This window comes from Acinetobacter sp. YH01004, assembly GCF_013420455.1.
Lineage (GTDB): Bacteria > Pseudomonadota > Gammaproteobacteria > Pseudomonadales > Moraxellaceae > Acinetobacter > Acinetobacter towneri.
Genome location: NZ_VOXZ01000007.1, coordinates 1 through 23,936, shown reverse-complemented (window position 1 = coordinate 23,936; position 23,936 = coordinate 1). Strand labels below are relative to the sequence as shown.

The 23,936-nt window shown below is 38.2% G+C and carries 15 protein-coding genes, 4 pseudogenes and 1 CRISPR repeat array (1 of these 20 running past the window's edge); of the genes and pseudogenes, 6 read left to right on the top strand and 13 right to left on the bottom strand.

The window, feature by feature from the left end:
• Positions 1-2,120: direct repeats of the CRISPR family, unit length 28 nt; unit sequence CTTCTAAACCATCTGGGCGATGGCAAAC; it reaches 1,148 nt to the left of the window's first position.
• 96 nt (positions 2,121-2,216) lie between these two features.
• The 5 genes from cas1f to FTT71_RS06530 are packed head-to-tail and all read right to left on the bottom strand — an operon-like array spanning position 2,217 to position 7,027.
• Positions 2,217-3,170, bottom strand: coding sequence for a type I-F CRISPR-associated endonuclease Cas1f (gene cas1f / locus FTT71_RS06550; protein ID WP_070154190.1), 954 nt, complete (start codon positions 3,168-3,170; stop codon positions 2,217-2,219).
• A 1-nt stretch (position 3,171) separates the two neighbouring features.
• Positions 3,172-3,843: a type I-F CRISPR-associated endoribonuclease Cas6/Csy4 gene (locus FTT71_RS06545; RefSeq protein ID WP_180073095.1), complete on the bottom strand. Its 672-nt coding sequence runs from the start codon at positions 3,841-3,843 to the stop codon at positions 3,172-3,174.
• Between the two features lies 1 nt (position 3,844).
• Positions 3,845-4,945: a type I-F CRISPR-associated protein Csy3 gene (gene csy3 / locus FTT71_RS06540; RefSeq protein WP_180073092.1), complete on the bottom strand. Its 1,101-nt coding sequence runs from the start codon at positions 4,943-4,945 to the stop codon at positions 3,845-3,847.
• A 25-nt stretch (positions 4,946-4,970) separates the two neighbouring features.
• On the bottom strand, positions 4,971-5,870 hold the full coding sequence (csy2, locus tag FTT71_RS06535) for a type I-F CRISPR-associated protein Csy2 (protein WP_180160824.1): 900 nt from the start codon (positions 5,868-5,870) through the stop codon (positions 4,971-4,973).
• Positions 5,867-7,027, bottom strand: a complete 1,161-nt coding sequence (locus FTT71_RS06530; protein WP_180160823.1) for a type I-F CRISPR-associated protein Csy1 — start codon at positions 7,025-7,027, stop codon at positions 5,867-5,869. Before FTT71_RS06530 ends, csy2 begins: the two co-directional genes overlap by 4 nt.
• Positions 7,028-7,171: 144 nt before the next feature.
• On the opposite strand from FTT71_RS06530, the gene cas3f reads away from it, so the two are divergent.
• Positions 7,172-10,360, top strand: a complete 3,189-nt coding sequence (gene cas3f / locus FTT71_RS06525) for a type I-F CRISPR-associated helicase Cas3f (protein WP_180073088.1) — start codon at positions 7,172-7,174, stop codon at positions 10,358-10,360.
• 65 nt (positions 10,361-10,425) lie between these two features.
• On the opposite strand, the gene FTT71_RS06520 is transcribed toward cas3f, so the two are convergent.
• The 3 genes and pseudogenes from FTT71_RS06520 to FTT71_RS06510 all read right to left on the bottom strand — a co-directional run.
• Complete coding sequence (locus FTT71_RS06520; RefSeq protein ID WP_131261189.1) at positions 10,426-11,685, bottom strand: type II toxin-antitoxin system HipA family toxin; 1,260 nt, start codon at positions 11,683-11,685, stop codon at positions 10,426-10,428.
• A 4-nt stretch (positions 11,686-11,689) separates the two neighbouring features.
• On the bottom strand, positions 11,690-11,992 hold the full coding sequence (locus tag FTT71_RS06515) for a helix-turn-helix transcriptional regulator (protein WP_070153706.1): 303 nt from the start codon (positions 11,990-11,992) through the stop codon (positions 11,690-11,692).
• 569 nt (positions 11,993-12,561) lie between these two features.
• Positions 12,562-12,735 (bottom strand): annotated as a pseudogene (locus FTT71_RS06510) (VF530 family DNA-binding protein); the annotation flags it as partial.
• A gap of 190 nt (positions 12,736-12,925) precedes the next feature.
• On the opposite strand from FTT71_RS06510, the pseudogene FTT71_RS06505 reads away from it, so the two are divergent.
• The 4 genes and pseudogenes from FTT71_RS06505 (at position 12,926) to FTT71_RS06490 (ending at position 16,254) form a co-directional block, all read left to right on the top strand.
• Positions 12,926-13,857, top strand: a pseudogene (locus FTT71_RS06505) (IS5 family transposase).
• A 186-nt stretch (positions 13,858-14,043) separates the two neighbouring features.
• Positions 14,044-15,273, top strand: coding sequence for an acetamidase/formamidase family protein (locus tag FTT71_RS06500; RefSeq protein WP_180160835.1), 1,230 nt, complete (start codon positions 14,044-14,046; stop codon positions 15,271-15,273).
• 484 nt (positions 15,274-15,757) lie between these two features.
• Positions 15,758-16,069: pseudogene (locus tag FTT71_RS06495) on the top strand (aconitase family protein); the annotation flags it as partial.
• 14 nt (positions 16,070-16,083) lie between these two features.
• Positions 16,084-16,254, top strand: a complete 171-nt coding sequence (locus tag FTT71_RS06490; protein WP_160241757.1) for a hypothetical protein — start codon at positions 16,084-16,086, stop codon at positions 16,252-16,254.
• Between the two features lie 129 nt (positions 16,255-16,383).
• Here FTT71_RS06490 and FTT71_RS06485 read toward each other — a convergent pair whose 3' ends face one another.
• From FTT71_RS06485 to FTT71_RS06475, 3 genes are read right to left on the bottom strand one after another with little or no spacing between them, the layout of a single operon-like run.
• Positions 16,384-19,617: a site-specific integrase gene (locus tag FTT71_RS06485; RefSeq protein WP_180160822.1), complete on the bottom strand. Its 3,234-nt coding sequence runs from the start codon at positions 19,615-19,617 to the stop codon at positions 16,384-16,386.
• The gene (locus tag FTT71_RS06480; RefSeq protein WP_180160821.1) at positions 19,601-21,874 is read right to left on the bottom strand and encodes a hypothetical protein; all 2,274 of its coding nucleotides are present in this window, start codon (positions 21,872-21,874) and stop codon (positions 19,601-19,603) included. Before FTT71_RS06480 ends, FTT71_RS06485 begins: the two co-directional genes overlap by 17 nt.
• The gene (locus FTT71_RS06475; RefSeq protein ID WP_180160820.1) at positions 21,874-22,548 is read right to left on the bottom strand and encodes a hypothetical protein; all 675 of its coding nucleotides are present in this window, start codon (positions 22,546-22,548) and stop codon (positions 21,874-21,876) included. The genes FTT71_RS06480 and FTT71_RS06475 overlap by 1 nt, the downstream gene beginning before the upstream one ends.
• Before the next feature lie 363 nt (positions 22,549-22,911).
• Here FTT71_RS06475 and FTT71_RS13320 point away from each other — a divergent pair.
• Positions 22,912-23,175 (top strand): annotated as a pseudogene (locus tag FTT71_RS13320) (hypothetical protein).
• Positions 23,176-23,244: 69 nt separating this feature from the next.
• Here the strand turns inward: FTT71_RS13320 and FTT71_RS06470 are convergent.
• Positions 23,245-23,559, bottom strand: a complete 315-nt coding sequence (locus FTT71_RS06470; protein WP_180160819.1) for a hypothetical protein — start codon at positions 23,557-23,559, stop codon at positions 23,245-23,247.
• A gap of 99 nt (positions 23,560-23,658) precedes the next feature.
• On the bottom strand, positions 23,659-23,934 hold the full coding sequence (locus FTT71_RS06465; protein WP_257229828.1) for a DUF4236 domain-containing protein: 276 nt from the start codon (positions 23,932-23,934) through the stop codon (positions 23,659-23,661).
• Positions 23,935-23,936: the final 2 nt, after the last annotated feature.

Sequence of the window (23,936 nt, the reverse complement as noted above, 5' to 3'; positions counted from 1 at the left end):
CCATCTGGGCGATGGCAAACTTTTTGACTCTCTAATTCATGAATATCATATACTTCTAAACCATCTGGGCGATGGCAAACTCACAATAATTGAGGTCCAAGCAGAACTATGACTTCTAAACCATCTGGGCGATGGCAAACTCTCATCGAGAATGCGAGCGTAATGCGAGAGCCTTCTAAACCATCTGGGCGATGGCAAACGGTACTGACTTAAATGCTCCAACAGGGAATCCCTTCTAAACCATCTGGGCGATGGCAAACGTAAGATAGACAAAATAAGCATATACAGCTTTCTTCTAAACCATCTGGGCGATGGCAAACAAGTTGTCATATACACTTAATATTTGCTCTTTCTTCTAAACCATCTGGGCGATGGCAAACATTTTGGTGGCGTTAGAGAGCGTTTCCAAAAACTTCTAAACCATCTGGGCGATGGCAAACTACACCTAAAGATTTAGAGAGACACCCAAAATCTTCTAAACCATCTGGGCGATGGCAAACTAGACCAATCACAAAATTCAGGAAATTGGACACTTCTAAACCATCTGGGCGATGGCAAACGTTCTGTTTTTGCTGCTGGCGGTTCTTTTGGTCTTCTAAACCATCTGGGCGATGGCAAACGGGAAAACCGTACCTGTAATTGGGTCGGTGTACTTCTAAACCATCTGGGCGATGGCAAACATTGTTCATGCCCGTGTAAAGGCAATCCGTGACTTCTAAACCATCTGGGCGATGGCAAACTTTCAAAATAAAGAATTATCCAAACTCACTCACTTCTAAACCATCTGGGCGATGGCAAACTCCGTACCATCATTCGCCAAGAACAACGCCAACTTCTAAACCATCTGGGCGATGGCAAACTGAATCCCATAAAAATGAGTCGGCGCCTTTATCTTCTAAACCATCTGGGCGATGGCAAACGTTTATCTTGTTATGGAAAGCGATCAACCTGTCTTCTAAACCATCTGGGCGATGGCAAACACAATATTATTGCCGATATGGCGAAGGTGACACTTCTAAACCATCTGGGCGATGGCAAACTTGGCAGCATTGTTCCAATTGCCACCGCGGATCTTCTAAACCATCTGGGCGATGGCAAACATACTTAGACTCAAAAATCATTACTCATGCTTCTTCTAAACCATCTGGGCGATGGCAAACTAGAACTGTTCTTTTAGCGCGACTGTCACAATCTTCTAAACCATCTGGGCGATGGCAAACACAATCCTGAGTGTGAAGAATGGCGTTTTGATCTTCTAAACCATCTGGGCGATGGCAAACTTTTGGATCCAATCATCACGCCACCTCAGAACCTTCTAAACCATCTGGGCGATGGCAAACTCATATTTTTGAAAACAAGAACATGGCTATCTCTTCTAAACCATCTGGGCGATGGCAAACGTTTGGCTGTCATTCCTGTGGCAATTGATGATCTTCTAAACCATCTGGGCGATGGCAAACTTACTGCTGCAAAACGTACAGCTGTGTCGCTTCTTCTAAACCATCTGGGCGATGGCAAACTTTTAGAGAAAATGGCTGACCATTCTGACTGTCTTCTAAACCATCTGGGCGATGGCAAACGCATGACTGCGCTGGGTCAGAACGCAGCAGCACTTCTAAACCATCTGGGCGATGGCAAACATTCATGAATATCATATAGGGTGGTATATGTACTTCTAAACCATCTGGGCGATGGCAAACGATATAGACTTGGACTAATCTTGCAAAAGAAACTTCTAAACCATCTGGGCGATGGCAAACATATAGAGCTACAAGCGCGATACCTACTGAAACTTCTAAACCATCTGGGCGATGGCAAACGGGAACGGTACGATGAAGAAATGGCTTCTTGGCTTCTAAACCATCTGGGCGATGGCAAACGTTATGCAGTCTACTTTAGCTCGTTTGGCTAACTTCTAAACCATCTGGGCGATGGCAAACCAGACCAATCACAGAAAGCAGGAAATTCAACACTTCTAAACCATCTGGGCGATGGCAAACACTTTAAAATCAGAATTAGATAAAAAGTTTAACTTCTAAACCATCTGGGCGATGGCAAACTTAAAGATCTTACTTGCTTTTACTTGGTTAATCTTCTAAACCATCTGGGCGATGGCAAACTAGAACTTTTATCATAAAAAGCTCTAGATAATAATGATATAGGTTTTTAAAGAGTGAAAATAGATCAAAAAAACAAAAATCAATAAACTTTTGAAATCATTTGATTTTATTGCATAGCTCAGAAATGAAGTTAAACATATAGTCTAAGACATCCTGATCTTGGCAGGATTCAATCAGTTGCATTCTAAACTCTTTTTGATTATGTCCATTTTTGGCAGAAATAAACGCTTGTGGCATAACAAAAGCATCTTTTACTAAATCTGCAATATCGAAAACTAAACCACCACGACGTGTCTTACCGTGCAAAATAGGTAAGGCAAAACTTATTCCCATACCATTTAGTGTGACAGAAGCATAACCATAAGCAATGTAATTACCATGATCTAGATAACTATTGGCAATATCACGTAAGGACTCATGCGACCCTTTTCCTTCCTCACGGCTAAATTCAAAATTTAAACCCGATGCAAGTTGTTTATAGAGACTTTTTGCCCAACGGCCTTCGGCTGCTAATAATTCTGTTTGATTGTTTGCCAAATCAATATCTTGTAGAAAACGTGTCATAGCAATGGGGTCAAGCGATATACCGTGTTGTATTAAGTTGATATTCTTTTTCCATGCTTTTTCAGTAATAGACACACGTTCGCTTAGTAAAACTTTAGCCATCAGTAAGCGAGCATCATCTTCAAGCCAAGCTCTCATCCACGTTTGCATATATTCGGTTGGGCGATATTCACTTTGTGGTGCGAGGAAAGTGAGATCAAGTGATGAAAAGAGAGGAGAACCGCCTGAACCACAAAATCCAACCATAACATTAGATTCTGCCAAACGACGGGCGGCAGCATCGGTTAAGGAGCTGCCTTTACCGAGCAATAAGAACGCCGTATTTTTTTCAGGAATATTATAAAAATGTTCCATCGGTTGAAGGTTATCCGTCAGATACACAATCCGATCATCTTTGAGCATGACACGTACCCGCTCAAGGTAAAATACACAGGCTCGTTTAGATAACATCAGAGCACGACTGCGTTGCTGACGGAAATCACTCATTTTATACCTCAAACACAGGTAATGCGAAAGCGTGTTGTTTTCGTGCTAGGCCATACCCATCAGGTAAACCACTTTTTAACACGTTAACATCCTTGTAATTTTCAGGAAGTCCAAAATTTTCTTCCTCAAAATTAATATCAAAAATCTCAATAGGAACCGTAAAACTTTGCCCAGTACTTTGACTAATGACCTTAAAGTAAGGAAGTTTCTTGGCTTTATTAAGGCGTTTGGTGTGTAAACTTTCTCGTTCAGGATAATCTTTTAAAAAATTGGGTTCAGCTTTTAAGGTTGGTAATCGAAAACGAAAATAACAGCGCCAACCCGTCACCTTTGCTATAGGTACAGCAACAGGATGATTGAGTAAAGCATAGTCCCTGATTTTCCAATGACCTTTAATGCGCTCAACCAATTGATCTAAATCATCTTGTTCCGATGCAAAAATACGTAAAACATCATAATTTGGTGTTATGGGATAATTATATTTTGCTTCTTTGGTCAGCATTTTTCGTTGCTGGCGTGGTGAAATTTCTAAAGCTAAGGCAAATTTTTCTGGCATTTTTCGAAAAGCACCATGCACAATACTGTAAATTTGATTGCGCAGATGGGTGAGGGTAAGCTCACCATCATCCGCACTGTCTAAAATACGAATATCAAGATAATAGTTGGGTTGCATATTACTCTCCCTCAGAGTAAACGCCGCCACGAACTAAGCAGGCTATTAAGAACATACCTTTATCGCTATTTGGGTCTAAACTGCGAATTTCTTTTAAAATATCAAAAGCAGAATCTTTTTTCTTTTTGTCTACACGGAAAAAGTCCTGTGCGTCTAGGCTTGCGCCATTTGGCTCTACAGGAATTGGTTTACTATCATTTTCTAAAAATTTGTCATACCAAGTATCAATGGTGCGTAAGGCATTACCAATTTTTTGGTCACGAATCGCTGCTTGTCCTAAAAACTGATTGTCTTTGGCTTGACGTTCAGGGCGGATAGGATTGAGTTGATACAGTGAGCGCGAAAAACCTTTTGGTTTTTCTTCAAGATAGTTTTGTGATGGAAAGACTTCAACACCGCCCATGCCAAAATCTACAATCGCTTCAATATGTAATCCTGAATTGACATCACCTTGCATGCCTCTGACTAAGATATTGGCAATTTTATTTTCACTTTCAGAAACATCATCAAATGATTTTAGGCTGTAATCCAAAGCATTAAATTCAGCAATTAATTTATAGCTTTTAGTCGTCTGACTTTGATCATGTTCAATAATTTCGCTGACTTTAATCGAAATATGTTCTGCAACGCTGCGATTACGCCATAACCAACGCCCATTCACAATATTGCGAACATAGCGACGAGCAACTTCTTCAATCCCTTCGCTATTTTTAGCCTTTTCAATAAAATCCTTGAAACTTGCGCGAAAGTCTTTTTCCTCTTGTTTATCTGCACCTGCTTTGGATGCTGAAGCAAATAAAATATGATCTAAGTCGATGAAACGTAAACTCCATTTGACTAGAAGCTTAGCATCAGGCAAAAGTTTCGCCGATTCTGTCATTTGAATATTAGAAACTTCACGAGCGACAGTGTTACCTGAAGCAGCACCTTTGTCTTTATTGCCTGCCACGTTTTGAGTACCACGAATACCATGATACATCACATGTAGCGCCTCTTCTTTGCCATCAGCATGCAAATGGTAGAAAGCAGCATCACTGATTAATGTTCCGCGTTGTAAAGAAAGGCTGCCTGGTAATTTTTTGAAATTTTCAGATGTAGACATGATGTTTATTCCTTATAAATGTCAATTAGTTGTCGATCTGTTGATTTTGTTGCAATAAAAAAACGTCGTCTTGAATCCAGTGATACGACCATTGGATTTGTTCTAAATAGCCATCGGGATAAATTGATGTTTCAAGGCGGATTTCATTCAAGATTGAATTAAGTGAGTGATACTGAATCAAGCCTGTTAAAGGTTCTGCATAGGCATGTTGTGTTTCATCCTGATCATCGGCATGGCGAATCCCAGCACGATCAGCAGTTGGTTGTTCGAGTAAGGCATAACCTAAAGTTGTTGCAGAAAGCCATGCTAAGTTTTCATTCGGTAAATGTTCTAAAATAGGTATATCACTATTTTTAGCTTGCGGACGATGTGCTAAAAGTTGGCTAAAGGCTTGTAAACGATTTACTTGATATGCTTTTTGATAGGCGGTTAATAAATCATTCCTATCATGAATTAAAAAGCCAGAGCTAATCTGAGCCAAGGCATCTTCAGCATCATTAAAATCTTGAATTTTCCCAAACTCGAGAATATGACCGCCTGCAAATTTACTTCTTTTGATAGTTTGAACTAATGTGTTTAGATCTGGACGTCTAGCGTCAAATTCAATTACTAAACTGAACAGCAAATGACAGCTTGCAGTGGGTTGAAGTGATAAATTTTTAGTTCCTCTAGCATAATCTGTCTTACCAATAAAAGTAGCACCGCGTCGTTGTGCTGGAGTGAAGCGACCATAAGCTTCTCCACCAAGTGGTTGTATATCATGGTGCACATAATAAAAGCCGAGATCTTTTTCATCAATTTGACGCGCAAGGTGATGGCTAAACATGGCAGCAGCCATCAGTGGAGCGCCACCCATGATTAAGCCATTGCTCTGAAAATTTGCTGCTTGCACTTTAATGTATGGAATAACGACGAAGCAACTCATTTTAAAAGCTCCTGAATACGACGTGAGAGGAAGCTTTTGGCATCAGCTTCCGATAGGCTAATATCAACCGTATTTTTAATCTCTTTTTTCCAGTAACTGTGTTTCGTGATTCGTCTTGCTAAATCATCTGCAAAAAACTGTTGCCAATCTTCAAATTGTTGCAGTTCAGGATTAATTAAGCCTTGAGCGATCAGAGATACACGCGGATGGCTCCACCTCGATTTTCTCTCCAACACTTTTAAACTAGGCAAATCATTTGCAACAGACTTTAAAATTTGGAGGATGTCTTGCCCTTGTTGCAGAACATCATCGACAACTTTCTGAATAGTGGTTAATTCTGCTGCACGTGTTTGCATATTTGAAAAAGGGGCGTGTATGCCATGTTCATGGAAGCCCACCTTTAAACTTAGTTTTTGTTGTTCAATCAAGGATTTTGCATATTCAGTCAATTCCTGATACATCGCTCGATTGATATAGGCATTTGAAATTTGGTAATCAAAGCCTTTATAAAAATACTGAAAAGCAAGGCGTGTTTCAGGATCTTGAGTAGGTGAGTCAAGAACAAGAGGACGTTGCATGGATCGGACTAGACTTCCGACGTTTTGCGGATTTGATCCGCCAATACCAAATACAACTGTCTTAATATTCTTCAGTTTTGTATTTTTACCTTCTGCTTTACGTTGTTCTTTAAGTGCATCAACTTCAGTATTAATCAGTAAATTCAGACCTGCTGCTGAAAGTGGGCTGATGGATAGATACTCATTATTTTTAGGAATGAGTAATTGACGCATGCGAATATCAATAATATCCAACCCTGCAGTAAATGGTTGTTCAAATATCTTGTTTAAATGTGGTTTAAGCAAGGCCACGTTTTGCTTAAATTCTTCATCTGCTTCGGACAGCTCTTCATCTAATTGAGCTGCTTTGACGACTTTAAATAAAGTTGCAGTTTTACCTGCATTTGCTTGGTAGTCGGTTGGAACAAGAAAATCATCAGCAAGTAATGTTCGTGCTGAAATATAAGGTAAGTTTAATGCATGGCTTTGCGCAAGGCGGATACCGCCTTTTTCAATATTTGAGTTAACGGTTTTTAGGCTGTAATGAACAGATTCAGCCAAGGCTTGCTGATAAGGATTTTCCTCTGTATCTTTTGTCATAATGCATCCTAAGTTATTAAAATATATTTGTTTAGAGTATTAATAGCGGATGAAATATTTATTATCAAATGCTATTTTTAGTTAAACGACATGATGTGTCGCAGAGATGCGATTAAATCCAATGAATAATTATATCCATCCAATATGCATACAATTTTTATATCCGCTTGTGAAAAACGCGCTTTAAAAAAGACCAGAGCTGTTTTAGATAGCTATGCAATTCGCACTGGGCAAAGTTCATGGCAGGCACCTATGACCATGGAAGGACTTAAAGAAATTCGCAGTGCACTGAAAAAAACAGCAACACGTCAAACTGCTGTAGCAGCTTATGTGAATTATGGTATGCGCAGAATGAAATTGGTTTGGGTCGTAGGTTCTAAGCATCGTTTTAATTTAGAGGGTGCTTATCCAGTTGCTTCGACATGTAAACAACAAAAGCAGCTGCAAGTGCCTGAATGGGTTCGAGCAGCAAGTTTACTTGCAGGTGCTGCAGGTGATGTACATGACATTGGTAAGGCTTCTCAGCACTTTCAAAGCAAATTAAGTCCTGCGATGGCAGGGCAGATGCTCAAAGATGATGTACGACATGAATGGTTGTCGATGAAACTATTGCAGCAAATGCGTAAAAATAACTGGAATTGGCCAGAAGCATGGAAAAATATTGATCGTAACTTAACAGATTTAACCCTGGGCGAACGTACTAAGATAAGAAAACAATTTTTGCTGAATGAATTAGAAGCCGTGGATTATTTGGTGGTGACGCATCATGGCTTATTGGGAGATAACAACTGGTATCCAAATGCGGATTTGCATGTCAGGGAAAAACATCCTCGTGTAGAACAATTCACCTGTGCGGGTGATTTAAATGACAGCATATTTAAAAGTCACCAAAACCGTATGGCCCGCTTAGCGAAAATGACCCAAGCAACGGAAGATCAACAGTTATATTGGAAAGCTTTAGCACTACATAGCCGCGCAGCACTCATTCATGCAGACCATACCGTTTCTGCGGAACAGTTTTCTGAAACAAAACCTGAAAATGTCAGCCTATTTGCCAATACAAAGATAAAAAATAGTCCACAAGGCAAAAAGGAGCGAATGCAAGATCAACCTCTGGATTGGCATTTGCAGCAGGTTGGAGATCGTGCTGCGTATATCGCCACAAAAATGATGACAGATTTGAATCTTGCTGGTTTAAGTGAACAAACGGTTGAGTTTATCTGTCAGCCTTCTACTTTACCCAGATTTCAGTGGCAAAATTTGGTTGCTCATGCCTTACAAAAGCAAATCAATAAAATGCCAGATACCCCTTGCTTATTGCTGAATATTGCAGGAACGGGGAGTGGTAAAACCAGAATGAACCTGCGTGCAGCATGTATATTAAGACCGAATGATCCACGCCTTGCCATTGCACTGAATCTTCGCTCATTAACGTTACAGACTGGTGATGCACTTAAAAGCTCCATGAATCTGTCGGATGATGAAATTGCCGTGATTATTGGTGATCATGTCAGCCAAAAGTTATTTAATGAAAGTCGTGCAAATGCGTCTGTGGCTGATGAAGATGAAAATTTACCAGAACCTGTATTTGATGCTTATGCACAGGATCAAGACTTACCACAGTGGTTGCATCCTCTATTTACTAAAATAGTCAAAGGAAAAAGGGGAGTAGATAAAGTTGCTCAAAATGTTTTAGCCTCGCCTTTATTGGTATCCACGATTGATTATTTAATCGCGGCAGGCGAGCCACATCGACAAGGGCATCATGTTAAAGCATTGCTCAGAATAATGAGCAGTGATCTGATTTTAGATGAAATTGATGGTTATGAACCTAAATCATTAATCGCTGTATTGCGTTTAGTCCAATTGGCTGCAATGTATGGTCGTCATGTCATTTGTTCATCTGCAACGCTTTCAGCAACAGTCGCAGATAGCATTTACCGCGCTTTTGAATCAGGAGTCGAGCTTCGCGCAGCCTTATATAAGGAACCACAAAAATTTATTGCAGCGATTGCAGACAATGAATTGAAGCCTAAAATACTGGTACAAAAAAGCCATGAACCATCAGTATTTAATCAGGTTTATCAACAGCATTTAGATGAGTTGCAGCACGTTCTTACGGTTAAAGCAGAACAGCCATATCGTTTGGCACGTTTAGCCAGTATTGAAAATCCTTCTGTTGATCAATGGAAAAGGACGATTTTGGAGCAGACAGAAGCTCTACATCAACAACATCGATGGTCACTTAAAAAACAGGACAAAAAACTTTCATTTGGTTTAATCCGTGTGGCAAATATCAAACATGCTATTGATTTAGCAAAGCATTTATCAGGCCGACTACCACATGCACAGATTGCTTGTTACCATGCTCATGATTGGCTAATTTCACGATTCCACAAAGAAAAACGACTCGACTTTTTGCTCACGCGGCATAAAAATGGCACAAAACGCCCAACGGGAAATGAACATATTTATACGGATGAAGAGATATTAAATATCGTTCAGACCTCTAACGCTATAGATATTCCATTGATTGTGATTGCGACGCCTGTAGAAGAAGTTGGGCGCGATCATGATTTTGACTGGGCGATTATTGATGCTTCAAGTGTGCAGTCGATAGTTCAGACAGCAGGGCGTGTTAATCGACATCGCTTAAATATTGTGCAACATCCCAACATTGTAATTCCACAATTTAACTATAAATACTGTGCAAATAAAGATAGAACTCAGCCAAAAAAGCAGGCGGTATTTAATCGGCCTGGTTATGAAGGTTATGTGGACACCAAAAAACAATATAAATCGCAAGATTTATCGCAACTTTTGCCTTGGTCTAATAATGAACTGGTGGTTGATGCCAGACTTAGATTCAATGCCAATACCTGCGACTTTACAAAATATGATGATGAACAAATTCAAAAGTTTAATCAGGACTTTTTTGCTTCAGAAGGTGAACAACTCTTTTCTAATATTCAGGTGAATGCAGCTTTGCTAACGGAACAGTTATATAAAGATACATGTCTAAGAGATATGCAAAATCAGGAAGTATATAGCTTTGATGTTGAGGATGATGAATTATCTATTTATCAGCATTTTCCAGATTCCGTAGAACTGAATATTCAGACTGGAAAATATGAGCAAGCTGTTAAAAGTGTCACTTTTAATATTGAACCAGCTCCTGATAATGCTTGGTTGAGTTTATCACCTGCGCAACTCAAGGAGCTAACATTAGAGTATGGGCTTGCAGTGCAAGAGGGATGTAAGTTGTCTTTGTCTGTTTATAATGACCAAAGCCCGCAGTGGATATACCATCTTGGGTTCGGGGTTTATCACTGATCTGTTATTGATTAAATTTTATATGTATTTCCAGATTGCTTTTGATTAAATCGGATGGTTTATATTCAATTCAATAAATGAATATTATGCTCAATCCTATTTTGGATCATTTGGAGAGTTTCAGATCTAATTTGTTCAGGTAATAGATCATGAGCAATCTTCGTAAATCGGCTGGCAACTTCGCAAATTGAGTTAATCATTTCATCAACCTCTTGAATAGAAAGCTCTGCTTCCTGAATGCCCAGTTTGACAATGGCAGACCGAGTAATATCCAGTGCTTCACCCATAATATCCATTTGATGATATCCACCTGGGCCTTCACAGAAAGTAACGTCGTAGGCTGGGGCGAGTTTCCATTGTCCATTTTGAGACATTAAAAACGAAAAGTTTTTGCAATGATCATCTCGATTATTGAACACCACATTGAAAACAGCGCGCTTGAATGCAATCGCTTTTTCGCGAATATCATTGGTACAAAAGTGTGTAGCACGAAGAAAGTTGCTGTAGTCTAAACTCCCAGGTGATTTAAAATCAGCCCCTGTAAAGGCAGCTAAACTTTGCATAGGGATGCGCATGCCATCGCAGCGGTCAAATCTTTTTGAGGCAAATGCAGTTAGGCCATTCGGAAGAGTGAAGTATTGGGTGTCTGGGGTGTCAATATGACAATGACGCAAACATTCTGCATAAACAGTTTCAATTGCACAAACTTCAGGATGCTCTTGCTGAGCGGGAAATTTGATCAGCCAAGCTTCATGTTGATGTGAGTGAACTGTTGAGAATTCATTAGTGACAGGATCACGATAAACAAGTGCTTTTGGCCTTGCACCTTGTGGAGACCCGCCCATAATTAATAAATGCTGTAAAAATTCGGCACCTTCTCCTTTGAGAACTTCCTGAACTTCTTGAGCGAGTCTTAGCAATGGAATATTTTCAGCTAATGTTAACTCGGATGCTGAAGGTTCAAAGGATAATGCCCCCATTGCATGTGTACTAATATACGTGAGGCGTTCTAAAGGCCCAACTCGTGCTGGATTAAGTCCATTTTTTTTAAATAAGCGATCCATCAGGAGCATGCCCCAGCCATCGGGTAAGGCATCGTATATAGGGCCTGGTAATCCCATTTGATGTGCAGGAAAGTTCTTTCTTAATGGGTCACCTTTTAGCGGAAGTAGGTAAGATGAAAGCTCTAAACCTTTACTAATTGCTTCTGCGCTGTATTCAAAAGCAATCAATGGTCGACCTGTGATTGCAGTTGAGGAAACTAGTGTGCCCCAAAGCCAATATTCGCCCCATCCATTGTAGTAAACATCAAGTTTTTTGAGCATGGATTCATTTCCTTTTGATACGTTGGCGAGCCGTATTACTCTCATAGCGGAGCATGTCATCTACACTATTTAAATGTGGTTTGAAAAGTTCCTCTAATTCTTTTAATCGGCCGAGCACCATGGCAACACGTACTAAATTTTCAAATGAAACATTTCGACCAGCTTCTAGATTAGATACAGTATTCACACCAATACCCGCACGCGCAGCAACATCTGCCTGAGTCATTTCCAGATAAAGACGTTCTTTACGAAGCCTCTCACATAATAAAGCAACAACTTCTTCAGGTTTTTTGAATATTAAATCCATAATATTGTGTTTTACATTGTGATATCACCATTAAAACACAAAAAAATGGATTTATGAAATTATGCCAGTTGGTCGATAATGAGATGCTTGATTGGCTGATGAGATTCTATTGGATTAAAGAAATCTAATGATTTTAATGCATTTATTTTTTGCAACTACCTACGAATATGTCGTATTTGGGGCCCGAAACTGTGAAATAAAAGATAATAAAGAAAGTATGATTGGGGATAACATAATATAAAATCAATAAAAAAGCCCCCATCTTTCGATGAGGGTTTTTTTGAATTTGGAGCGGGAAACGAGACTCGAACTCGCGACCCCAACCTTGGCAAGAGTCACCGACATAAAATACACTAAATAATGTAATTGGTACTTTAATAAACTCTATATATAACAGTTATATAGAGTTTTTATTTTGTGTGATGTAATTTAGGGTGTGGTGGGGTACTTTGATTTTTGGTCACTAATTTATTGTGATAATCAACAATAATAACCAACATACATATGCTTAATCTAAGAGTATTTTACTGACTGGTATAATTTTATAATGAAAGGGGTGTTGCCTGAGGCTACGGTTTCTGTTTTGCCTTTTGGCGTAAGACGTACAAATATAAGCTTTCTACTTTTTCATGTGCCCATGGTGTGGTACGCAAGAATCGTATTGATGATTTAACACTTGGGTCTATGCAAAAACATGTAATTTCAATTTTGCGACTTAAGCCTTCAAAGCCACCGTAGTAATCATTGTCAACGGCATTCTTAAATTGCCCCCTTTTACCTTACAAATGGCAAAGTAAAATTGACCCCTTTGACCTCGTATTAAGTTTTAACCTGTGGCTGAATCCCTATTCTTTTATCCTTCAAACGATAACTCTCACCGGCTTTGTTGCACAAAGCTGTTCTGAAGAGCTTCTTCGGCAATATAATTTCCAAATGAAGAAGCCTACACACAAAATCTACCGCACAACCAATTGGCCCGCATATAACTGAGCTCTCATTAATCGTGGGAATATTGCCATTTGATTCGATCCAAAAACACAATGGTATGCAGAACCTCAAGGCAAACAAGGGCGAAATCAAACCTATTCTGATGCTGCTATCCAATGCTTTTGATGATCAAATCTCTATTTAGACTCACTTTACGCATGGTTGCTGGTTTTGTTCAGAGCTTAATTAAACTTTGTGGATTAGATTGGACAGCACCAGACTTCACGACGCTTTGTAGAAGACAAAAGTATATTGATATTCAAATTAGCTACCAGAAAAGTCGTGATGGGTTACACCTACTCGTCGACTCTACGGGTTTAAAATTTTTAGGTGAAGGCGAATGGAAGCGTAAGAAACATCAGCCTGAATACCGTCGGCAATGGCGTAAACTGCATATTGGTATAGATGCTGAAATACTGAAAATACGTGCCGTTCAGCTTACGACAAATAATGTCAGTGATTCACAAGTACTTGGTGATTTACTCGAACAGATTCCTCAAGATGAGCATATTGACTCCGTTTATACCGATGGTGCTTATGACACGAAGCGGTGTCGCCAGTTGATCACAGATCGAAATGCCCATGCGATTATTCCACCTAGAAAAAATGCGAAGCCTTGGAAAGGTACAAAAGTTCATTCGCTAGAGCGAAATAAATTACTTCGCACTGTTAAACATTTAGGCAGGACACTATGGAAAAAATGGTCGGGCTACCATCAGCGAAGTCTGGTAGAAACCAAGATGCACTGCATCAAATTATTAGGCGATAAGCTCAGTGCTCGAAATTTTGATAGCCAAGTCAACGAGATTCATGCACGTGTGGCTATCTTAAATAAGTTTACGGAGCTAGGCCGACCTCACACCCAAGTTGTCACTTAAATTCGAACAACTTAGGAAAGCTCTATCTTTAAAATCTTTATGCAACAAAGCCTATTGAAATTTATTTAAAGAAGTGGAGATCGATCAAATGATTAAATTTTGAATATTTATGGTGGGGTATGTACTAGATTGGCATTGGGATTGCATGAAGTTAGCTTGCATTGATTTTTCATGGAATTTGAACATATGTTAAAACCTTTAGCTTTGTCTCTTGTTGTTGCATCAAGCTTTTCTTTTATTTCTGCACATGCGGCAACTGAAGATTTTAAAATTTTAAAACAGCTTGAAAGTCAACCAACCTTACTCAAAAGTGGGGAATATAAAGGGAATTATTATGTTCCAAGCACCTTGAATACAATCACTTGGGGCTATTTACCTAACAAAGATGCCAAACCTGTGTTGACCATTCCATCAGGCAGCACTATTACTTTTGATACAGTTTCGCATGAAGGCTTGCTTGAAGACCAAGGGCGTGATGCTGAAAAGTATTTCACCTCTAAAGGTGTGAAACCTCAGCATATTTTGCCTGAAGCGAAACTGATTACAGGTTCTAAGTTAAAGCACGATTTCCATAAAGATGGTCCACATATTATTACCGGACCTGTCTATGTCAAAGATGCAATGCCAGGTGATATTTTAAAAGTCGAGATTTTAAAAGTTGAGCCACGTGTGCCCTATGGTGTGATTTCAAACCGTCATGGTAAAGGCACATTGCCTGAGTTTCCTAAGCGTCAAAAGCATGATCATGCATCGCCTGCAAACCCAGAAGCCTATGGCAATGTTTCCATCTTTACTCCAATTGAAAAGAATAAAGAGAGTATTTGGGAAGGCGTTTTAAAAACCGAGTCAGGCAAAGCAATTCGTTTCCCATTGAATCCATTTATGGGCACGATGGGCGTTGCACCAAATACGAGCGCCCCTGTGCATTCTGTGCCACCATCGTTCTATGGCGGTAACATTGATATTAATGATTTAACCGCAGGTGCAACGGCTTACTATCCAGTTCAAGTACCGGGTGCGTTGTTCTATACGGGTGATAGTCATTTTGTTCAAGGTGATGGTGAGGTTGCATTGACCGCACTTGAAGGTTCTGCACGTGCGACCTTTAAAATTACGGTATTAAAAGCGGGGAGTGACAAAATACCAGGTAAGTCATTAAAGCAGCCTTTGGGTGAAAATGATGAATTTTGGATTACGCCGGGTTTAGATGAAGACCTTGATGAAGCGATGCGTAAGTCGACTCGTGAAGCAGTACGTTTTCTTGTAGATGAATACGGGATTTCAGAAGAAATTGCGTATGCGTACTTAAGTGCTGCAACGGATTTTGAGGTGTCTCAAGTGGTCGATAAAACCAAAGGAATTCACGCGATGATTCGTAAAGCAGATTTTAAGGAGTTTAAGAAAGAAGAAAAATAAACTAAATAAAACTTAGAAAAAAAATAGGTTTGTGCTTTTGCCAACTAATTTAGACATTGTTAGTTGGCTTTTTCTTTTGTAATGCTTTGAAAGGGCTTTGTTGCACGAAGATTTCATAACTATATGATTTTAAAAGTTTTGATTATTTTTTAATCCAAAATTAAATTTATTTAAATCAGTTGCTTACATATTTATGCAACAAAGCCTTGCTGAAGTAAAGACTTATTCATTGTAGATAAATTTATTGCTTTTAGGTCCTGTAAGAAACATATTAGTTTCTTTTTTTTGAAAAGCAATTTATGACTTTATCATTTCGATCTGTAAAAGCCCTTGCTACGTAGTGATCTGAAATCACTCTGAAAATACAGTTAAAATACGCGGTTCAATTTACCTTAATCTCCTTACGGAATTGGCAGCCAGATCTGAATTGTTGGCAACTCTCTAGCAAAATTTCCTCGCAGCCCTGCATTTAGCTGCCTAGTGCAATCCGAGGGATGAACCCGTCTTTACAGATACGCTGGCTTTAGATATGTCGACGGTAGAAGCCAGTCTGGCAGGTCCGAAACGTCCGCAGGATCGTGTGCTATTGTCGCAAGTGCCGAATACCTTTGATGCTTTGATGGATCTGATCTTGAAACCGGTCAAAGAAGAAAGAGCGTCTGGAAAATGAAGGAGGGGAGGTGCGGCTGTTGAAGCAAAACACGCCAACCTGTCACATGAAAATGTTTTTTGTATGATTGAGGGTAAAAAATATCCGTTGCAGCATGGTGATGTGGTGATTTCAGCGATTACCTCCTTTCAATTCTAGGTTTGTCAGATGATATTCATCCGCATCAAATACTGGATGTAGAAGTACAACATATCGATGGTACATTTAACCGTTTTCAAGTGTTGTGTCGTATTGATACCTTGAATGAGGTGGAATACTTTAAGGTCTGTGGGATCTTGCACTATGTCCTGCGTAATTTGCTCACTTCCTAAATTAAATGATGAAAGCCCGATACCTACCACAATGCTGGTCAGTTAAGGAATGAGCCCAGAAGCATTTGAGGCAGCTTCAAAATGAGGCTGTCTCGTGTCTAGGATACTTGTAGCAGTCCAGTCGGCGATTTAATCAGTTTCAATAAGTTCCTCTTGGTGGAATACAGTTGTAGGCTTATGTACGGTATCAGGTGACATGTAATCTAATCCATTAAGCTGAACAGATCGTGGGCGACCAATACATGCTAGATGTAAGCAAAATTTAAATGCAGCAAGAGCATGACCATCTTTTACTGAGTAGAGTTGTAGACGAGGAAACTCCTCTAGAGTCGATGGATGTTTATCTGTTGATGCTTTTGCTAATTTGAAAAGTTGAGGCTGTTGTTTAGCATCTAACTTTGTTTGTAAATCTTGTCCAAGTAAGTGCCAAAATTTGGCAGGAAATAAAGCCTTAACTTGGGAGTAAAAATGTTCGAGTTGATCGATATCCTTCCAGCGATAATGGATACCTGTGTGTGATGCGGTCACTCGATTCAAAAATATATTCAGGACGCATGCAATTTGTATTGGATTTTTACGAGCTATTTTCTGTAGATGTTCAAAAAAATAAGTCACCGCATGAAGCTCTTCAGCGCTATCAAGCATTGCTGGTTTTAAGTGGGTTGAGCTATCAATACTAAATAAACGTGGATTCCCTTTTTTTGATTTAATGTTTGCTAAATTTAGAGCATTTTCATACCAATAATTGACGAGTTCTTCTGGCAAGCACATACGTTGAGCTGTACTTTTAGGATCTTTAGTAGTCTCCAATATATTGAGCGTTTCATAGAAGCGTTGAAGTGAAATTTTAGAATCTTCTGTTCCAACAAAGAAATCAAAAAAATCATGGGATTGATCTATTTGTAACGACAGTTCATCTAAAATGTCAGTAGCATTACTTTGAAGCCATTTTGTTTGATCGTTCAATAATATAGTTGATAGAGCGGCCTGGTTTTTTTCAAAATTAAAGTCTTTTTCATCATTTGTTATTTGCAAATTTTTAAACGTTGCATTGTGGCCCATAATTTTTTTAGCCAATTCATTAGGCATATCTGGATGATGTTTTAGTAGTTTTTGACCAGCAATTAGATAACTTAAATGAATATAGCTTTTGAATGTTTCAACTGGCTCTATATGTCCTAAGAGATGTGCAATAACAAACCAATGGTTTTGTCCATGTTGATTTTGAAGTAGCTCAGCTCGAATTTTTTGATATTCGTTTTCGCTATAGTCGGTTAGCTTTTGCACAAGTGGTGCATATTCACAGTTCAGTAAAAGCGATAAATGATTCGCTGCAGTGTGACGAAAAGAGTGAAAGGAGTAATGATGCCCTTTAAAGACCTGATTTAATATCAGTTTTAGGGGTACGGTGACAGTGTGTTTATTCAGTTTTTTATTTTCATTCAAGTTGCTGAATAAATATAAACTTTTCTTATTCTCTAAACGTTTTTCAACAACAAAATCGCTAAAGAATTGGTACTCATCATCTTTTAGCAAAGCGTAGGCAGGCACAATCCGTTCCGCACTATCAGTTTTGAGCAGATGTTGATTCCCTTGCTTTTTTGAACCATAAGGTTGAACCCAGATTGAAAATTGATTTAAACCCTCGATATCTTTTACACGTAACCCGAGTATTTCGTTAATACGCATACCAGTACGGTAAGCCAAAATATAAATAATTTTTAATAATTTATAGTGATGGTCTGAGATGGATTGGTCATGTAAGAGCTGATTTAACTTCTTTAATATGACTTGGAAGGCTGTGTGACCTATGATGCGTGCCCGTGGTCGACTTTGCGATGCAATAAATTCAAGTTCAAAATCTTCTGCTTGAAAAACAATTTGTTGAAAGGTGTGAAAGCGTTTCAACATGCGGATTGTTTGGTCTTTAGATTTTTTAAACTCAGGTCGATCTGCTTCATCAGCAAGTCGTGTATTGCTAATGATTTGTTGATAGATTTTGTTCAGCAGATCATTAATGTCATCGTCGGCATCGCAGTATTGTAAGGCATGAGTTAAAAACGGTTCTGCGATCCGGGTGTAATATGTATAGATTGAACTATCTGCGAGTTTTTGATTGTCTTGAAATGCCTTCGTGTACTGAGTAGTATCAAAATCAAAGGTGGTTGATAATTTTTTTATTTGCTCTGAACTTGGTCGATAGAGACTGATGAGCCACAAAATAATACGTTTAGAAAACTCATTAAACTGCTCTTGGTGACGCAGGCAAAAATCAATAATGAGTTCAGCAATAGGTTGGTCCGTTGATGATGTGCGAATTATTTTGAGCAAGTTTTTATGAATAAATATCACATTCTCTACTGCTTCAGACGTATTGAGATCTGGTAGGACTTTGGCTGTAGAAGAGACATTTCGTTCGATTTCATCACTTAATTGAGTTTTAAATTTTGGGAATGCAAAGTTTTCAAACTCATGTTCTGATAAACCACACGTGAGTGTGTTTTCTAACAAACATTGTGAAAGGGCAGGATCAACATCTGCATTCTGCAGTTGTAGCCAATTAAAATTGGCGTAGTCACGTAAAAACTTAAAAGTCTTTTTGGTGTATTGATGTTTAACTTTTTGAAAAATGATGTGCAGATACGCATTCACGTCTAGACTGATGTCACGAATTTGTCTTGTATTGAAGTGAATGAGCCAGAGTCGTGTGAGTTGATCTGGAACAAAATTACGTGATTTTCGTATTGTTTTTTCATCAACAAATAGATCGCCATAGCTTGGAGAAAGTGGCTCTAAAAAGATGATATTAAAATCGCAAATTTTTTGGATTTTTTCAGGGTTTTTTAAATGTTCGAGCAAAGCCTTTAATGAAGCTGTTTGATTTAATCCACCGTATAACATTGAGCAAAGCAGAATATTCCCAATAATTTCATCATCAGAAAAAGCGGAACTATCTTGAGCAAGAATCCAGTAATCCCACAGCTTTTCGAGGATGATGTCAATTTCATGACCTGCTTGGATCCAATCTAGGGTGAAAATTGGTTCATCGCGTTTCATCTCAAAGGTGAGATAAGGTAGTGGGAGGTCTAGGTTATTACTTTTATTGAGGTCTTTGATATATGTTCGGAAGAATTCATGAGCATATTTTTTCCAGGCAAGATTCGGTGCTTTACGTTTAATAAACTCATAAATTGCAGGATAAGCTTGAATTAAGTCTTCATTTGAGAATTTTTGTTCATCAAAGTATTGTCGGAGCTCTTGTTCTGCATTAGCTCGTATGTCCTTTTTAGGCTCATCTCGTTTGAATTGACGTCTGTCTTCAGCATAGCGTTTTTCTGAGATTTTTTTATTGCGTGATGACATGAGCTTCAACACCTGTAATTTTAAAATATGTTTTCATTTGCTCTAAAACATCTGCAATTTTAGAAAATTGTGAGAGCGATAAACTGGAAAATGGATGTGCTGCTTCTTGTTGCATGAGCTCATGCCCAAATAGAGCTAAAATTTCAGGTTCAGAAAATCTATGAGTCAAAAATGCACGAGCTGTGTGGCGATGCCAATTTTCATGAGCAAGTCCTAATTCAGGATGGAAATTTTTGACTGTATAAGGTCTTAGTGGTGTCCACTTGTTATTTTGAATGATTCCAAGCAAGGGTAACTTACTTGTTTCTATTTGTTGTATGACATCATTTAAAAGTGGGTAATTCATCGCGATTTGAATCGAAAAATATTTTAAAAATTTAAGGAATTTTTTTATCTCTTCAACTAAAAATGGGCAAAGTGGAATGAGGCGTCCAAATCCATTACGGCCGCCTACTTCTTTGTCTGAAACCATCAAAATTTGGCGTTTTAAATTAAAGTTTTTAAGAAATCCAGGGAATTCAGCAACGGGGCGTGCTGCTGTAAAAAGAAGAAGGATATGCCATAGCCAGATATTATAATGATTAAAGATTGAAATTAGATCATCTTCGGCTTGTGAAAAAATATTAAATTTCAATACAGCAAAAATCTCTGTAATGACCTGTGGTTTTGGAGCTTTACGACTACCAAAATGAGTTATTGAATCAGGGAGCGAACGTACACAGCTTTCATATGTGCTTGCTATATCTGCACAAAGTGATTTTAGAATATCAACATATTGTGCATGTAATCGTGGAATATTCTGATGACAATAAGAAATAGAAGATGACTGATTGGCATCAATCCCTGTGATTAAATCTGCGAGTTGTTTATTCCCTGTTTTTGCAAGAACCGTATGATGCAGTAGAGAACTTACCTTTACGACAGACAGTTTTGGAATCAATAATTCTTGTCTTAATTTGCGTAAATATTGCTGTATATCATCGAAACTAACCGAATCCATTTTGCGGAGATCCTCAATGAATAGATTCGGGATTGGAATGTCTAAATAGATCGTCTGATTAAGTAAGCTTGTTGAATACTCAAAATCACGGTTCTCAAATACATTAAATTTACTGCTTAAGAAGAATTGATCATTTTTATGGATCAATTTTTGGCGGTTATTTAAGCTTTTAGCTCGCTTGCTTTGTATATATAGCCACTCATTCACACTGTTGCCTGTCAAAAATGCGAGCATCAGGATTAAAGCACTTTTATTTTGATGTTCAGAGTAGTCCACATGAAGTCTTTTCAGTAGATGGTTCACGCTAGATGGATTCGGAAAAAAACTACTCGACGTAAGTAAATGTTCTTTGCGTTGAATATGTTTTGCAACAAGCGGTAGAACATAGTTTTGACTTGTTTCTGAATGTGCTGCGAGTGGTGTGACGTCAGTTGGATTGACAACAATTTGCCGATTAATCGGCTTATCGATTAAGGTTTCTATACTCAGTGCCTTAGGCGAGGCCCCTTTTTTTATTTCGATACTTTCTTCAATGAATTGTTCTTCATCAAGAAACTGATGTTGAAGCTGCGTATCGATACTTGCACGTGCAATCTTCGCTTTGTTTTTTAAAATGTAGTTAAAAGTAATCCGAATATCATTGAGTAGATTGCGATCAAACTCAGGCAATTCATCCGTATCTAATGTGATCAGATGTTGAATAAATTGTTCTAAGCTCTGTGTTGGATCTTGAAGATAGGTACTCCAGAGACGTTGATACTCTTCTGTATTTTGATATTTTTTTTCAGTATCTAAATTTTTATTTGCAGTCCTAAAGCGTTGGAATAAGCGCTTTACGGTATTGAAGTGTTCTGTGTGTGCTTGTTTAAAAAGATCTGGCTTGAGCTCAGGAAGAGCAATTAAATAAATTGCCGCTTTTAAAACTAGAATATTCCAATGTTGCGCATGAGTTTGTGACTCAGATAATTGCGCAACTGAATTGATATATGAAGTGATCGGTAGATTGCTGATCTTAACTTTTTTAGAAAAAGAGATTACTGAAGGTTTGGGCAGATTTGACTGAAATTCTACATCGATGTCAAAGCAATCGAGATTGAGACCATCTAGAAAGTTGTCAGCCTGTTGCAAAGACAATAGTTTAATTACAAAGTTGATGTGTTGTGCACGTTCAAATTGCTCATCACCAAATAATTTTTCAATTGTTTTTTGGAGCGAAATGATAGGTAAATCAATATGTTCATTTAGATCATTCAACATTATGATCTCCAAATTTTTTCTGTAGTTATGCAGCTATCAGGGCGATCGATAAGTTCTTTTACACAACTGCTGTGTAGTGATAATTCATTAATAATTTGTGTACGCTGTTGTTTGATATTTTTAATGCGCTGATTGAGTTGGTTTCGAGAACATGAGAGTAGTTGTGCAAGTAGTTCCAGACTCATTTGATGGTGTGGCTTCAAAGATGATTTTTTGTTAAGAGTTAATAGTGTTTGACGTGAAAGATGTGTGTTAATTAAATGCAATGTTTTTCGTGGATTTAACGACCGAATATCAAATTTTGTAGATTTGATGAATTGAATAAATTCACGACTGCACAACTCCATCAGAAATGCTAACTCATCATCTGAAAAAGATTGTTGATTGTGAATAATTAAAGTGACTTCATTAATATCTTGCTTTAAATAGCTAAGATATAAGTGAATATTATTGAAAATGGAGTAGCCATCAAATTCTGAAGTTTTCCACACATGGAGTTCTTTTATGCGATTAGAAATATCTAAATCTGCAGTGAGATTTTTAAACATATTTAAGTAGCATAAGTTGAAACCATACGCCTGTGGATGAATGGTGATTCTGCTTTTTTTGAAATTTTTTAGAGTAATTATCTGTGTTGCTGGAAACTTTAAAAGTAGTTCAGATGTCAAATCCATGTGTGTTATTGAATAAAAATAATACAGTAATACTTACGTATATTTGGAGCTTTTGAAAATGGCAGGAGGAATCATTTTTTTCTTGTTTTTAAAGTTTATTTATTATTGAAAGTTTCAAATTTTCCTCCTCGATTAGATACTCACTATTAGTTAGCTATATTTGTGAGTTGGCAAAAAATATCATGTTTCTATTATGATGTTCACATAGCAGATTACAATGAATACAGTAGGGATGGGTACAGTTGATTATTACAATAACAATGCTCAAATTTGATCTTTTTTAATGGTAATTAAAACCCAACAGGAGTCAATTTTTGATAAGTATGTAGACAAATTTAACATGATTGATATCGGGAGCCGTATATGGAAATTAAACAACTGAAACAGGTAGAAGTCGTTACAGATGTTGTATGTGATGTATGCAACCAATCAACGAAACTGGAGTTTGGAACTTTATCGGCGCATTGAGGCTATGGTTCCAAGCATGACGGGGAAAGATATGAATTGCAGTTATGTGAGAAATGTTTCTTTTATGCCTTGGCGACATTAATAAAAGAGCGAGCAGATGAGTTTATGTTTGATGAAAATTTTGACCCTTCAACACTAGATGGGTTTGGGTTGAAGTGAACCTATCATCGCGACAGGTTCTAAGAATCCAGAAAATACTGACTCAGATCCAAGCCAGCAGCTTCATTTTTAATGGCGAGTAAGGAATTCAGGAAAAATATTGTTCTTTGCTTCAAGGTCACTGAGCTCTGAAAAGGCCTGAATACCGCCTGCGGCTTTAATTCCATCTAAAGCGACAGATAGAGCTTCCTGATCTGACAGGAATGTTTCATCCCATACCGTAGAAGTACCATTTTGGTTTACCACTTCCAGTGTCCAGTCACTATCAGGTAATCGATAAATTAGAACTTCAATTTGCTCATTATCCTCTTGTAAAATTTGAGATAAGGGAGAATCGATTAAATCATTTTCATCATATTCCAGAGTATTGTCATTATCAGACATTAGCGGCAGCCTTTATTGTATTTAACATCCGTCCATAGTAATGAATGAATTAAATTTTGCCTAGCAGTGGATATTATGGGATACAAAGAATGGCTAAATTCAAAAAATAATTGCTCCGACAATAAAACAAAATAATCCAAAAATTACCCAAATCCAGACATTCGATTTGGGTTGCTCGGTATCTGATGTATAGAACGGTTGTTGCTCCTGAATAGGATTCTCTTGGTTGCCAGCTCTGTTCTTATAGGTGTGGTGCTTGGAATAGGATAGGCCTGTGCCTGGAATACCAACGCTGGTTCGGGTGCCTTTTTTGCCAATATTTAAAGAAGCACCAGGTTTGCCAATGCTTGCACTGCTGATGCCTTTATGCGTCAGAT